At 64.8% G+C, this 12,301-nt stretch carries 16 protein-coding genes; 10 read left to right on the top strand and 6 right to left on the bottom strand.

The genetic code is table 11. The annotated features are described in order from the left end of the window. Positions 1 to 32: 32 nt before the first annotated feature. Positions 33 to 980, bottom strand: a complete 948-nt coding sequence (locus AAFN89_RS15175) for a helix-turn-helix domain-containing protein (protein ID WP_347539939.1) — start codon at positions 978 to 980, stop codon at positions 33 to 35. Between the two features lie 86 nt (positions 981 to 1,066). Between AAFN89_RS15175 and AAFN89_RS15170 the strand changes: the two genes are divergently transcribed. Then, entirely contained in the window at positions 1,067 to 1,726 is a 660-nt protein-coding gene (locus AAFN89_RS15170; RefSeq protein WP_347539938.1) for a DJ-1/PfpI family protein, read from the top strand. 28 nt (positions 1,727 to 1,754) lie between these two features. On the opposite strand, the gene AAFN89_RS15165 is transcribed toward AAFN89_RS15170, so the two are convergent. Then, on the bottom strand, positions 1,755 to 2,027 hold the full coding sequence (locus AAFN89_RS15165; RefSeq protein WP_347539937.1) for a hypothetical protein: 273 nt from the start codon (positions 2,025 to 2,027) through the stop codon (positions 1,755 to 1,757). Positions 2,028 to 2,159: 132 nt separating this feature from the next. Between AAFN89_RS15165 and AAFN89_RS15160 the strand changes: the two genes are divergently transcribed. The 5 genes from AAFN89_RS15160 to AAFN89_RS15140 all read left to right on the top strand — a co-directional run bounded on the left by AAFN89_RS15160 (position 2,160) and on the right by AAFN89_RS15140 (position 6,107). Further along, on the top strand, positions 2,160 to 3,335 hold the full coding sequence (locus AAFN89_RS15160; protein WP_347539936.1) for a zinc-dependent alcohol dehydrogenase: 1,176 nt from the start codon (positions 2,160 to 2,162) through the stop codon (positions 3,333 to 3,335). A 259-nt stretch (positions 3,336 to 3,594) separates the two neighbouring features. Continuing rightward, a complete protein-coding gene (locus AAFN89_RS15155) occupies positions 3,595 to 4,440 on the top strand; it encodes an MBL fold metallo-hydrolase (RefSeq protein WP_347539935.1) in 846 nt (281 codons plus the stop codon). A gap of 205 nt (positions 4,441 to 4,645) precedes the next feature. Continuing rightward, complete coding sequence (locus AAFN89_RS15150; RefSeq protein WP_347539934.1) at positions 4,646 to 4,798, top strand: hypothetical protein; 153 nt, start codon at positions 4,646 to 4,648, stop codon at positions 4,796 to 4,798. A 65-nt stretch (positions 4,799 to 4,863) separates the two neighbouring features. Beyond that, positions 4,864 to 5,682 (top strand): exodeoxyribonuclease III, encoded by an 819-nt coding sequence (gene xth / locus AAFN89_RS15145; protein ID WP_347539933.1) that lies wholly within the window; start codon positions 4,864 to 4,866, stop codon positions 5,680 to 5,682. Continuing rightward, positions 5,682 to 6,107: a DUF1810 domain-containing protein gene (locus AAFN89_RS15140; protein WP_347539932.1), complete on the top strand. Its 426-nt coding sequence runs from the start codon at positions 5,682 to 5,684 to the stop codon at positions 6,105 to 6,107. The genes xth and AAFN89_RS15140 overlap by 1 nt, the downstream gene beginning before the upstream one ends. Before the next feature lie 219 nt (positions 6,108 to 6,326). Here the strand turns inward: AAFN89_RS15140 and soxR are convergent, their stop codons facing one another. After that, entirely contained in the window at positions 6,327 to 6,770 is a 444-nt protein-coding gene (soxR, locus tag AAFN89_RS15135) for a redox-sensitive transcriptional activator SoxR (protein WP_347539931.1), read from the bottom strand. An 81-nt stretch (positions 6,771 to 6,851) separates the two neighbouring features. Between soxR and AAFN89_RS15130 the strand changes: the two genes are divergently transcribed. Then, on the top strand, positions 6,852 to 7,538 hold the full coding sequence (locus AAFN89_RS15130; protein WP_347539929.1) for an MBL fold metallo-hydrolase: 687 nt from the start codon (positions 6,852 to 6,854) through the stop codon (positions 7,536 to 7,538). A gap of 232 nt (positions 7,539 to 7,770) precedes the next feature. On the opposite strand, the gene AAFN89_RS15125 is transcribed toward AAFN89_RS15130, so the two are convergent. Continuing rightward, the gene (locus AAFN89_RS15125; protein WP_347539995.1) at positions 7,771 to 8,685 is read right to left on the bottom strand and encodes an AraC family transcriptional regulator; all 915 of its coding nucleotides are present in this window, start codon (positions 8,683 to 8,685) and stop codon (positions 7,771 to 7,773) included. Positions 8,686 to 8,871: 186 nt separating this feature from the next. Between AAFN89_RS15125 and AAFN89_RS15120 the strand changes: the two genes are divergently transcribed. The 3 genes from AAFN89_RS15120 (at position 8,872) to AAFN89_RS15110 (ending at position 11,222) form a co-directional block, all read left to right on the top strand. Further along, entirely contained in the window at positions 8,872 to 9,765 is an 894-nt protein-coding gene (locus AAFN89_RS15120) for a DMT family transporter (RefSeq protein WP_347539928.1), read from the top strand. 9 nt (positions 9,766 to 9,774) lie between these two features. After that, positions 9,775 to 10,179, top strand: a complete 405-nt coding sequence (locus AAFN89_RS15115) for a cupin domain-containing protein (protein ID WP_347539927.1) — start codon at positions 9,775 to 9,777, stop codon at positions 10,177 to 10,179. A 125-nt stretch (positions 10,180 to 10,304) separates the two neighbouring features. Then, positions 10,305 to 11,222 (top strand): DMT family transporter, encoded by a 918-nt coding sequence (locus AAFN89_RS15110; protein WP_347539926.1) that lies wholly within the window; start codon positions 10,305 to 10,307, stop codon positions 11,220 to 11,222. Positions 11,223 to 11,491: 269 nt separating this feature from the next. On the opposite strand, the gene AAFN89_RS15105 is transcribed toward AAFN89_RS15110, so the two are convergent. Together AAFN89_RS15105 and AAFN89_RS15100 are read right to left on the bottom strand one after the other, a co-directional pair. Beyond that, positions 11,492 to 11,923 (bottom strand): VOC family protein, encoded by a 432-nt coding sequence (locus AAFN89_RS15105; protein ID WP_347539924.1) that lies wholly within the window; start codon positions 11,921 to 11,923, stop codon positions 11,492 to 11,494. Positions 11,924 to 11,948: 25 nt separating this feature from the next. After that, positions 11,949 to 12,218: a dihydrofolate reductase family protein gene (locus tag AAFN89_RS15100; RefSeq protein WP_347539923.1), complete on the bottom strand. Its 270-nt coding sequence runs from the start codon at positions 12,216 to 12,218 to the stop codon at positions 11,949 to 11,951. Positions 12,219 to 12,301: the final 83 nt, after the last annotated feature.

Below are 12,301 nucleotides of genomic sequence, written 5' to 3'. Positions count from 1 at the left end.
AGCAGCCGCTCCAGTGTGCATGCCGAACCTCTTCAGCCATGGAAGCGCTCTCGATAGGCGTTCGGACCAACACCCAGATGGCGAAGAAAGACACGACGCATGGTCTCGGTCGAGCCGAAACCGCACCGCGCTGCCGCTCGTGTGACGCTCGCACCCTCCTCCAAATACCGCCTCGCGCCTTCCAAACGGATCATCTCAACACCGTCCGCCGGCGTGCGTCCCGTACTTTGACGGTAACGCCGACAGAAGGTGCGAAGGCTCATGCCCGCCTGATCTGCGAGGGCCGACAGGTCGCGGCTGAGGTTATCAGTGATCCAGGCATGCAATTCTTCGAATTTCGCGTCGGCGCCCTGCAAGGCGAGCGCGCAGCTGAATTGCGCCTGCCCGCCCGGCCGCTTCAGGAACACGACAAGCTGGCGCGCTACTGCGAGCGCCAAAGCCCGCCCGCAATCCGCCTCGACCATCGCCAGCGCGAGGTCGATACCGGCCGTGATGCCCGCGGAGGTCCAGATCGTGCCATCGCACACGAAGATCGGGTCCGGATCAAGCCGAACCGACGGAAAGCGGGACGCGAACTCGGCGCAGCGCTGCCAATGCGTCACCGCCCGGCGGCCGTCGAGAAGTCCGGCTTCGGCCAGGAGGATGGCGCCGCTGCACACGGATGCGACGCGCGATGCCATGCCCGCGCGTCGATGGATCCAGACGATCAGGGATCGGTCGCGGCAGGCAGCGTCGACGCCATATCCCCCAGAAACGATCAGGGTGCCGACATCAGCCTCGCCGAGTGAAAGAGGCTCTGCCCTGAGAACGATGCCGGAGCTGGTGACGACGTCGGGCAGGGCCGAGACAATCGCTATCTCGTAGGGCTTGGACGTGCCCGCCGGCGTCAGATCGTTGGCCGTCGCGAAGACCTGCGCCGGCCCGGTCACGTCCAGGAGCTGGGCATCGGCGAAGGCGAGGATCTCGATACGGTGCGGCATGATGGATGGCATGAAACGAGCGAAGATTGGCGTGTATGCCAACTTGTCCTGCCATAGGTTGGGTCCGTCAAGAGAGGAACGACCCCATGCCCCTTCGCTTCGGCATTCTCTGCTTTCCCAATGTCCAGCAGCTCGACCTCACCGGCCCCTACGAGGTGTTCGCCTCGGCCAGGGGTGCGGAGGTTCACCTCGTCTGGAAGGACCTCCAGCCGATCCGGTCGGCAACCGGTCTCATGCTGACGCCGGATACGCGGCTTGCCGACGCACCGGACTTCGATGTTCTCTGCGTGCCCGGCGGCAGTGGCGTGAACGCGCTTTTGTCCGACGAGGAGGTTCTGGCCTTCGTCCGAGACAAGGCATCGAGAGCGCGTTTCGTCACGTCGGTCTGTACAGGAGCGCTCGTTCTCGGCCAAGCGGGCCTCCTCTCCGGTCGCCGCGCCACTACGCACTGGAACGCGCTCGACTTCCTTCCACGGTTCGGCGCGACCCCGGTCGAGGAGAGGGTCGTTCGGGACGGACCGATCATGACGGCCGGCGGCGTGACGTCCGGCATAGACTTCGGCCTGACGGTCATCGCGGAGCTTCTCGGCCGAGAGGAAGCCGAGACGATCCAGCTTTCCCTCGAATACGCGCCCGCTCCGCCCTTCGGCGCCGGCCTGCCGAACACGGCCTCGGCCTCGGTCCTGGCATCGGCGCGCGAGCGCATGGCTGGATCGCGAAGGGAGCGCGAGGCCCTTCTTGCATAGGGCGACGCTCGCCTATGGGAGCATGGCTTCATCGTCGGAGTCCTTTCGATGTCCGGGCCTTTGTCCACCCCATCGGCGTCGATCGTTTTGGGCTGACCAGCAGGAACGCCGCGGCGGCAGCGATCCCCGCGGACGCTGCGCCGACCGAGACCGCCGCACGAAATCCCGCGAGAAAATCTTCAGACGCGCCTTGCGCGACCACGAACCCGAAGACCGCCGTCGCGATCAGACCCCCGATCCTCGCCATTACGCTGTTGAACCCCGAAGCGGCGCCGACATGATCTGCATCGACCGAGGCCATGACTGCGGCCGAGGAGACCGCAGCTTTGCGTTTTTCGCCTGCTCGCGGCAGATCGAGGGCTGAGCACTTTCGTCCGGAACATTGTCCCGACGCGCTGGTTGATCGTCTTTACCAGAGCGAGGAGATGGACCAATGCGCGCGCTATGCTGGCATGGAAAAGGCGACGTTCGCGTCGACACCGTTCCCGACCCGAAAATCCAACATCCCCGCGACGCGATCATCAAGATCACCGCATGTGCGATCTGCGGCTCGGATCTCCACCTCCTCGACGGCTACCAGCCAACGATGGAAAGCGGCGACATCATGGGCCATGAGAACATGGGCGAGGTGATCGAGCTCGGCTCCGAGGTGACCAACCTCAAAGTCGGCGACCGCGTGGTCGTACCTTTCACCATCAGCTGCGGCCAATGCTGGTTCTGCCAGCGCGGCATGTTCTCCTGCTGCGACACGACGAACCCCAATGCCGAGATGGCGATCAAGGCGATGGGCCACTCCCCGGCTGGCCTCTTCGGCTTCAGCCACATGCTCGGCGGCTACAGCGGCGGCCAGGCCGAATATCTGCGGGTGCCTATGGCCGACGTCGGGCCGATCAAGGTGCCGGACAGCCTTTCCGATGAGCAGGCGTTGTTCCTCTCCGACATCTTCCCGACCGGCTACATGGCCGCCGAGAACGCCCAGATCAAGGACGGCGACACCGTCGCGATCTGGGGCTGTGGACCGGTCGGCCAGTTCGCCATCCGCTCGGCGCTGATGATGGGAGCCGGCCGGGTGATCGCGATCGACGAAGTGCCCGAGCGTCTCGCCATGGCCGAGGCAGGCGGGGCAGAGACGATCGATTTCTCCAAGGTCGATGTCTATGACGAGTTGATGGCGCGAACCGACAAGCGCGGCCCCGACAGCTGCATCGACGCGGTCGGCTGCGAGGCCTCCGCCCACGGCGCGGCGGACGCCGTCCTCGATAAGGTGAAAGCGGTGACGATGCTTGCCACGGACCGGGTGCACGTTCTGCGTGAAGCGATCTTCAGCTGCCGCAAGGGCGGGACGATCTCCATCCCCGGCGTCTATGTCGGCATGGGCGACAAGATCCCGATCGGCGCGGCAATGAACAAGGGGCTGACCTTCAAGATGGGCCAGACCCACGTCCAGGCCTACACCAAGCCGCTGCTCGAGAAGATCGAGGCGGGCCAGATCGACCCAAGCTTCGTCGTCACCCACCCTGCCGATCTCGAAGACGCGCCGGAAATGTACAAGAAGTTCCGCGACAAGAAGGACGGCGTCATCAAGGTGGTGTTACGCCCGGGCGGCTGAGATGACTTTGAACAGCCTAACCCACGCCGGTTGATTATCCGTGGACCCGATCGGACAAAACAAGCAAGTGGCGACGCTTAAGGCGCCCCCCTTTCGCTTCAAGCGCCGTCCACGAGACGAGCATACTGCCGCTCTTAGATGAGTCGCGGGCCAGCCGCGTGAAATCGAAATTGCTCTCCACAATCGCGGGCGCAATTCCATGTGCAACATGCCCCTTCTTAGAACGTTGCCCTTGCTGTTCACGAGGAGACCCAAGGCAATGGCCGTCCAGATTCCACTGCCGGAGAGCGCACGCGCGCCCGAGCAGGTCGATGCCGCCCATGTTCGCGAAGTGCGGACCGACGTAGCCTACCTACGTGCAGCGATGGTCAACGTCGCCTTCGTCGGTCCCCCGGATCCTGGCGATCGCGGCTGGGTGCTGATCGACACGGGCGTCACTGGCACCAAGAAGGAGATCATCGCCGGTGCCGCGTCGCGCTTCGGAGCGTCGTCACGTCCGGCGGCGATCATCCAGACGCACGGCCATTTCGATCACATCGGCGCCCTCGAGGATCTAAGCGAGGCGTGGGACGCGCCGATCTACGCTCACCCGCTGGAGCACCCCTTCCTCACCGGACGCCAGTCCTATCCCGCGCCGGACACCGGCGCCGACGGCGGGATCATGCCCAAGCTCGCCCCCTTGTTTCCCCGCTCGCCCATCGACGTCTCCCGCCGCCTCCAGACTCTTCCGGAGGACGGCAGCGTGCCGTTCCTGCCGGGATGGCGATGGCTCCACACGCCCGGTCACACGCCTGGCCATGTATCCTTCTGGCGCGAAGGGGACCGAACACTAATCGCGGGTGACGCGATCATCACGACGGGACAGGAATCAGCCTACGAGATCGCCGTCCAGGAGCCCGAGATGCATGGACCGCCGCGCTATTTCACGCCGGACTGGACAGCCGCCGCCGCGTCCGTGCGGCGGCTGGCAGCGCTGGATCCGGATCTGCTCGTGACGGGCCATGGCCGGGCGATGGCCGGGCCGGTGATGCTGGAGACGCTGCACCGTCTGGCCGAGCATTTCGAGGAGATCGCGTTACCGAAGTCGCTGCGGCCCGGTGCATGAGTTCGAGGGCCGAGGCCAGATCGCGACGCAGCGTCAATGCAGGTTCGCTTGGCTCCCCGACCTTGGTACCCCTCGCCGGACAATGTTCAACGCGCTAACCGGGCCGCCTCGCCAGGAACGTGACCGGTGCTTACGGGCTCCGCGAGATCGGCGCCGGGCTGGGCATCCTCCTATCCGAGGATCCGACGCCGGGGTGTGGGCGCGCGTGGCTGGCGACGCCCTGGATCTCGCTGGCCTCGCCCCTGCATTCAACCGCGACAATCCGCAGCGCTCGGTCGCCGCGGGCGCTTTCGCGAATGTCGCTCTCATCACAGCGCTCGACATCTTCTGCGCAGAAGCGCTGTCCAAACGTCGGTAGCTGACGTGCGATAGCATCGGTTCCAATAATGCCGGGAATTTCAGGTTCTGTCTGATACCAAGCAGATGAAGATCGCCACCTACAACGTGAACGGCGTCAACGGACGCTTGACCGTCCTGCTCCGATGGCTGGCGGAAGCGGCGCCCGACGTGGTGTGCCTGCAAGAGCTGAAGGCGCCGCCGGAGAAATTCCCGGAAGCGGCGATCGGCGACGCGGGCTACAGCGCCATCTGGCACGGGCAGAAGAGCTGGAACGGCGTCGCCATCCTCGCGCGGGGAGCAGAGCTTCACGAGACCCGTCGCAGTCTCCCCGGGGATCCCGACGACACACACAGCCGCTATATCGAGGCGGCTGTGAAGGGCGTCCTGATCGGCTGCCTGTATCTACCGAACGGCAACCCCGCGCCCGGGCCGAAGTTCGACTACAAGCTCCGCTGGTTCGAGCGCTTCTCGGCCCATGCGGCCGACCTGCTGGCGACTGGGCTGCCGGTCGTCCTCGCCGGGGACTACAACGTTATGCCCACGAATCTCGACGTCTATAAACCGGAGCGCTGGCTCGACGACGCGCTGTTCCGCCCCGAGGTGCGCGAAACCTATCGCCGCCTCGTCGCGCAGGGATGGACGGACGCGCTGCGTAAACTTCATCCGGATGAGCGGATCTATACGTTCTGGGATTACTTTCGGAACGCCTATGGCCGCGATGCCGGCCTGCGGATAGATCATCTGCTGCTCAGCCCCTCCATCGCCCCTCGGTTGGCCGCTGCTGGGGTCGACCGTCAGGTGCGCGGCTGGGAGAAGACCAGCGATCATGCGCCGACATGGATCGAGCTTGCCGAGGTGCCGAAGCGCAGAAGAACCCTCGCACCAGCAAAGGCAGTTTCGTGATGGCCAATCCGTTCGATCTCGAGCGCTTCGTCACGGCACAGGCGCCGGTGTTCGACACCGCGCTTGCGGAGCTGAAAGCCGCCCGGAAGAAGAGCCACTGGATGTGGTTCGTCTTCCCTCAGTTACGCGGGCTCGGTCATTCCTCAACGGCGCAGCTTTATGGGATTGCCTCTCTCGACGAGGCGCGGGCTTATCTCCTGCACGAGCTGCTGGGCCCGCGGCTAACGCTCTGCACGCGGACAGTACTGGAGAGCCAAGGCAGCTCGCTGCACGAGATGTTCGGCTCGCCCGATGACCTCAAGTTCCGGTCCTCGATGACCTTGTTCGAAGCGGCCGCTCCGGACGAGGATGTGTTCGGCCGGGCTTTGGACCGCCTGTGTTCTGGGAAGCGCGACGAGTGGACGCTCCATTTCGTGGGGTCGTGAGCCTTCGCCAGGAGGCCTTTTGGACATGCGACCCGCAAGGCCCAGGTTGGGCCGAAAGCGGAAAGTCGGCTTTCCGACCGCGACACGCATAGGCTGTCCTTCAGCTCACGACCCGAAGCAGACCTACATCGTTGTCTCGGGAGTCTCGTTCTGCGAGGTTGCAAGAATCAGGCGCAAAACCATCGTTTTAATCGAAATATTCGCAACGAGCGACTGTCGTCACGGCTCCAGCTCCACCGCGCCGGTGCCGCGTTCCGCGGCGATATCGTCGGGATTGGCGAGGGGACAGGCGCTGACCGAAAGGCAGCCGCAGCCGATACAGTCGGCCAGGCGGTCGCGTAGCAGCACCGTGCGCGTGATCCGCTCGTCCAGCATGGCGCGCCAACCCGACGCGATGCGCTCCCAGTCCGACGCGGTCGGAACGCGGTCGCGCGGAAGGCTGTCGAAGGCCGTCTTCACCGCAGAGAGCGGAATGCCGAGCTCCGTGGCCACGCGAATGATCGCCACCCTTCGCAGCACGGCCCGCGCATAGCGGCGCTGATTTCCGGCGCTGCGCATTGCGGAGATAAGCCCGTTGCGCTCGTAGAAGTGCAGCGCAGAAACCGCGACGCCGCTGCGCTGCGCGATCTGACCCGCCGAGAGCATTTCGAGACGTTTTGACATTTCTCGTCGGAAAGCCTTGACCTCAACTATGGTTGAGGTTCTATCTAAGGTGCTCCTTCAACACGGACAAGGAGCAGACCGATGAACATCCAAGCAGCTTCGCCCGAAATGGAAGCGCTTGATCCGATAACAACGAACCTCTTCGCGAGCGCCCCTCAGGAGCTCAGCTTCGCGCCCGACGAGGTGGTGCGGTCCTTTCTCATCTGCAGCGACGACGGAAACCTCCTGCTTAACGCCAGCGAGGGCGCGCTCCGCAGCGCCAGCGCGATCGACCGGCTCGGGGGCGCGGGAGCGCTCTGGCTCGGCCACTGGCACGAGGGGATCACCGGCGCTCAAGCGATCGCGGATCGGCTAGGAACGCCCGTCATCATCCATGAGGCAGATCGCGAGGAGGCGGAAAAGAAAGTCGCGATTGCCCAGACGTTCGACGATGCCCGGCAGATCAGACCCGACCTCAGGGCCATTCCCATTCCCGGCCATACGCCTGGCTCGACGGCGTATCTCTGGCATGGTCCGGACGCGAGATGCCTATTCACCGCGGACAGCCTTCTCGTCAAAGACGGCGAGCTGCGGGGCGTGCTCCTCGAAAGCAGCGATCGCCGGGCCTTCCTTGAGAGCCTGTCACGCCTGCGGGACATTGAGTTCGAGCTTCTGATCCCTTGGCCCGCGCTGAAGGGCGCTGTGGTGGCGACCCCCTATACGCCGGAAGCATTCCGCCGCGACCTCGATGCGGTGGTCTCCCGGATAGAAGCTGGCGGCGACGGCTGAAGCACCTCGACGACCAAGATCGTGCTGCGGCGATCATCGGCGCGCTCCACGGTGCATCACGACAAATCCTCAGATGAGGATGATCGCGAAAGTGAGGCGTGTCGATGCGGGATTGCGGCGTCGACCGCGTATAATTGGAGGCCCGGACGGCCGACGCGCTGCGTCTCTACCGGTCCGCCGTCGCATCTCAAGTCGCAGAAATCCCGATATTTGCGACTGCCCGCAGCTCCGCTTAGTGCGCCTTGGCTCTGCGAGATGCGCCGGTGGCGCGCTGGAACTGCCCCGGCGTCAGACTGGTGACCTGCCGAAACCGCGCTGTGAAGTGGCTCTGCCCGCTGAAACCGCAGCTCAGTGCGATCTCGGCGAGCGAGCCTTGCCCGGTCTCGATCAGTCGCTTGGCCCGCTCGATCCGCTGGCGCAGCAGGTAATCGTGCGGGCTCTGGCCGGTCGACCGCTTGAAGGCGCGGGCGAAATGAAAGGCGCTGAGGCCCGCCACGCCAGCAAGATCTCCGAGGCAAAGCGGCCGGTCGACGTGGGCGTCCATGAACTCTGTTACCCGGCGCAGCACGCCGGGTGACAGTCCGCCGCGGGCAGCCAGCGGGAAGGAGCCCCTGTCCGTGAAGCGGGAGGCGAGATAGGCGAGCATCATCTGGCTCGCATGGCTGACGGCTAGCCTGTCAGCCGGCTCATCCCAGCTCAACGGCAGCACGGCGCCTCGAATGGCGGCTTCCAGGTAGGCGTCATGGAAGTAGGTCGCATCGCGCAGCGACACCCGCGCGGGGTCGGCATCCAGCGCCTCCACCACGACCCGGTCGAAGGCCGCGCGCGGGATGTAGAGGTGAAACAGCCGCACCTCGCCGCTGACGTCCCAATCGGTGGTCAGGTCCGAGGGCATCAGGCACAGGCTGCCCGCTCCCGCGCTTTCGAGAGCGGCCCGGCCGCCGCGGCGGCTGATCCCGCTGCCGCCCTCGACATAGAGGCTGAGGGTGTGGTGACCGGGGTTTTCGTACTTGGTCCACGCTATCTCGTTGCGGTCCCACAGAGCCGCCCCGACACCATCGCCCAGGCGCGCTGAAACGCGCAGCGGCACGCCCTCGCGCCGCAACTGGTCGAAAACGGTGTAGCCGCCAAGGTCCGTCGCACTCATTCCGTTCAATCTGCCGGTGAACCGCTGGTGAGGAAACACGGAGAGTGCGGCTGCCGCAAGCGGCATGGGCTGTCTCCGGACCAGTTTACAGCAAGATCGTGACAAGGAGAGCAAGCCGGCGCCAGACGGACCGCGCGCTCTGCGGCACAACGCGACCATGCATGATATGTCACGAGGCTGCGGCCGATGATCCCTTTCCTGTTCGCAACGCTTGTTCTGGCCTGGGGCTTCACCTGGTACGCCATCAAGCTCCAGCTCGGCCCGGTGCCGATGGAAGCATCCATCTTCTACCGCTTTGTCCTCGCCGCCATGGTTCTCTGGGCAGGGCTCGCGCTGACGGGGCGGCTGAAGCCGGCGCCGCTGTCGCAGCACCGCTGGTTCGCGCTGATGGGCGCCAGCCTGTTCGGGCTCAACTTCGTGCTGATCTACGAGGCGACGCAGCACGTCGCGAGCGGCATCGTGTCCGTCCTGTTCTCGGCCGCCACCGTCTTCAACGCCGTCAACCAGTGGGTCTTCCTCGGCAGGCGGCCGAGCAGGCGCGTTCTTCTCGGCGCGGCATTGGGGATCGCCGGCATCGCGCTCCTGTTCGGAGCGGACTTTGCACGAATGGAGGCGGGCGGTGCGGTGGCCTACGGGGTCGCCCTGGCGCTCGGCGGCACCTTCGTCTTCTCGCTCGGCAATCTCGTGTCGCTGCGCGCCGCGAGCGATGGGGTCGACCTGCCGAACGCGGTGGCGCGCGGCATGACGTGGGGCGCCGTCTTCCTCGCCCTTCTGGTCCTGGCGCGCGGCCGCGGCTTCGCGATCGATCTCTCACCCGCCTATCTCCTCAGCCTGCTCTACCTCGCCATTCCCGGCTCGATTCTGGCCTTTCTCGCCTACCTCTCGCTGGTCGCGCGCGTCGGGGCCGACCGGGCGGCTTACGCGACGGTGCTGTTCCCGGTGGTGGCGCTCGCCGTGTCCACGGTGCTGGAGGACTATGTCTGGACGCCTTGGGCGATCGCCGGGCTACCGCTCATCCTTCTCGGCAACGTCGTGATCTTCGCTCGGCCCATGCGACGCCGCGCACCGGACCCGGCGTGATATTCTTCAATGCTGCCGGTCGATGATGACGACGGGCGGCTCGCGCAAAGAGAGAGAAACACCATGCCCGTAGTCAATCTGGATCAGAAGCTGGCGACCTTCACGGAGCATTGGTCGCCGAAGGTCGTCGAGAGCTTCAACGGCCACGACATCATGGTCGTGAAGGTCCAAGGCGAGTTCGTTTGGCACGCTCACGCCAACACCGACGACCTCTTCCTCGTCCTCAAGGGCAGGCTTACGATCCAGCTTCGCGACCGCGACGTGGATCTTGGACCCGGCGATCTCTACGTGGTGCCGAAGGGGGTCGAGCACCGGCCCGTCGCCGAGCAAGAAACCCACCTCCTCCTGATCGAACCGCATGATACGCCAAATACCGGCGATCCAGCGACTGCAACAGCGAAAGAGGCGATTTGAAGCACAAATCAGGACTTATGCGGCATCAGGTAACCAGGTCAGACCTTTCTGCGACAGCAAACGTTGTCTGCTAAGCGGTGCTCCGTGGGAAGCTTTACAATAATATACGCTAAGGCGAGGCTGTTTTGCGTCTCGACAGATCGCTGATGGACCGACGGGCGCTCGGGCGCGGCGCGGTTCTTCTGGCGGTGATCCTGCAAGCTTCCGGCCAAGTCGCCTACGGAACGTGGCTGACGGACATCCCGTCCCCGCTCTTCGTTTTCGCCACTTTCCTTCTGACGGCGACGTTTTTTCTTGTCGTGTCGGGGCGAGGCGCGAAGTTTCCGGCCTGGAAGCCGCTGATCCTTCTCAACGCCAGCACGGCGCTGACATTCCTGGCGTTCTTCTACGCCCTAAAAATCATTGAACCGGCCATCGCCAGCGCGCTCAATGTCGGCGTCGGCCCGATCTTCGCCGTTCTGATCGCGCTAATGATGACGGGGACCAAGCCAACGACGAGGCGATTGGTCGTCTGCATCGGCGTCCTGTGTGGATGCGCCATCCTTGCCGCTGCCGCCGCACGCGGAACGGAAGAAGCTGCGTCGACCGTCAGCACCGCTCTCCTCGGCGTTGCAGCGAGCATTGCGACGGGGGCGGGTGCCGTCCTGATCACCGTCGCGTCGAAGGCTCTACTGGATCGGGGGTGGAAGTCCGGCGCCGTTCTCGCACACCGCTTCTACCTCATCCTCCCAATCTCGCTCGCGTTTGCGACTACGGCCGATTTGTCCGCAATCGAGTGGTCGGCGGCCTTGGCGATGGTTCTCTTGGCCGTCGCGGTGATTGGCGTCATCGCGCCGATGTATCTTTTGCAGGTCGGGATTCGCTACAGCGAGCCCTACACGGTCATGGTGACCATGGCCGCGATGCCGCTCGTCTCCTTCGCTATCCAAGGGCTTTCCCCGGCCTACGCTTGGACGTGGCTGACCGCAATTGGGCTCGCGGTCATCACCGCCTTCATCTTCCTCGATTTGTTGGAGGCAAAAGCGAATCGGCCGAAGCACTGACGCGCACGAGGTCCGTCTTTGGAAAAGTCAGGAATTCCACGCCTCCACAAGCGGCAGCAGCCGCGCGACGATGGTCCTGGGTCAGTCCGGCATAACCCCACGCATCCGCAGGCACCTCATGGACGATGACATAGGTCGCAAGCGGCAGCTCCGGCCATGGTGGTGTGTCTCCCGAGGTCAGCAGAGCGTGAAGCCGGTGACGTAGGACATGGGTTTTCTCCTGTTTCGGATTGTCGATGACGTGCGGTCGGCGGGTCGGATGCCCGCATTCAGGCGGTCGGACTATTGGTGTTGATCATCCAGTCCTTGCCGAAGCGGTCGCGTGTCATGCCGAAGCCGGGGGACCAGGAGGTGGGCGAGAACGGCATCTGGACCACGCCGCCTTCGGCCAGGGCGTCGAACACCCGCCGCGCCTCGTCCGGGGCGTCGAAATGCAGGGCAACCGAGCCGTCGCCCGCGGCCGTTCCCGTCTCCAGGCCATCGGCGCAGACGCCGGGCGGGCTGTCGGACCCCATGATCGCCTGGTCGCCGACCTGCAGCCAGGCATGGGCGATCTTGTCCTGCCAGTCCGGGCCGACTGGAGCGTCGGGCATGTCGGCGAAGGTGATCAGGTCGAGCCGGTCGGCCTTCAGGATGTCGGCATAGGCCTGGAAGGCCTCGCGGGCATCGGTCTGGAACATCAGATTGGGGGTGATCTTCATGGCGTGTCTCCTTTTCGGTCGGGGTTCAGTCGAGGGCGAAGGTGCCGGTGCGGACCGGGCCGTCGCGGTGATGGGTCGTGATGATGACGCCGGTGGTCGAGACGCGGCTGTCGACCAGCTTCAGCTCGTGGGCCGCTGCCCCGTCGCCGAACAGCCGCTTGCCGGAACCCAGCACGACCGGGAAGGTCAGCAGCTTCAGGACATCGACCAGATCGGCGGCAAGCAGGCTCTGGATCAGGTCGGCGCTGCCCTGGGTCAGCAGGTCCGGGCCGTCCTGAACCTTCCGCTCACGCACGGCCTGCCTAAGTTTCGCGCCAGTCTAACCGCCTTTGGACCATCAAGGCTTTACTCGTCGCAAATGTCACTCGCGAAAGTTCG

This window comes from Inquilinus sp. CAU 1745 (assembly GCF_039839375.1).
In the GTDB taxonomy this organism is placed as follows: domain Bacteria; phylum Pseudomonadota; class Alphaproteobacteria; order DSM-16000; family Inquilinaceae; genus JBDOQU01.
This window is presented reverse-complemented; position numbering and strand designations above follow the sequence as displayed.

Coding starts and splice junctions, on each gene's coding strand:
- AAFN89_RS15175 (WP_347539939.1), bottom strand. CDS start 980: ATGCCGCACCGTATCGAGATCCTCGCCTTCGCCGATGCCCAGCTCCTG.
- AAFN89_RS15170 (WP_347539938.1), top strand. CDS start 1,067: ATGCCCCTTCGCTTCGGCATTCTCTGCTTTCCCAATGTCCAGCAGCTC.
- AAFN89_RS15165 (WP_347539937.1), bottom strand. CDS start 2,027: ATGGCCTCGGTCGATGCAGATCATGTCGGCGCCGCTTCGGGGTTCAAC.
- AAFN89_RS15160 (WP_347539936.1), top strand. CDS start 2,160: ATGCGCGCGCTATGCTGGCATGGAAAAGGCGACGTTCGCGTCGACACC.
- AAFN89_RS15155 (WP_347539935.1), top strand. CDS start 3,595: ATGGCCGTCCAGATTCCACTGCCGGAGAGCGCACGCGCGCCCGAGCAG.
- xth (WP_347539933.1), top strand. CDS start 4,864: ATGAAGATCGCCACCTACAACGTGAACGGCGTCAACGGACGCTTGACC.
- AAFN89_RS15140 (WP_347539932.1), top strand. CDS start 5,682: ATGGCCAATCCGTTCGATCTCGAGCGCTTCGTCACGGCACAGGCGCCG.
- soxR (WP_347539931.1), bottom strand. CDS start 6,770: ATGTCAAAACGTCTCGAAATGCTCTCGGCGGGTCAGATCGCGCAGCGC.
- AAFN89_RS15130 (WP_347539929.1), top strand. CDS start 6,852: ATGAACATCCAAGCAGCTTCGCCCGAAATGGAAGCGCTTGATCCGATA.
- AAFN89_RS15125 (WP_347539995.1), bottom strand. CDS start 8,685: ATGAGTGCGACGGACCTTGGCGGCTACACCGTTTTCGACCAGTTGCGG.
- AAFN89_RS15120 (WP_347539928.1), top strand. CDS start 8,872: ATGATCCCTTTCCTGTTCGCAACGCTTGTTCTGGCCTGGGGCTTCACC.
- AAFN89_RS15115 (WP_347539927.1), top strand. CDS start 9,775: ATGCTGCCGGTCGATGATGACGACGGGCGGCTCGCGCAAAGAGAGAGA.
- AAFN89_RS15105 (WP_347539924.1), bottom strand. CDS start 11,923: ATGAAGATCACCCCCAATCTGATGTTCCAGACCGATGCCCGCGAGGCC.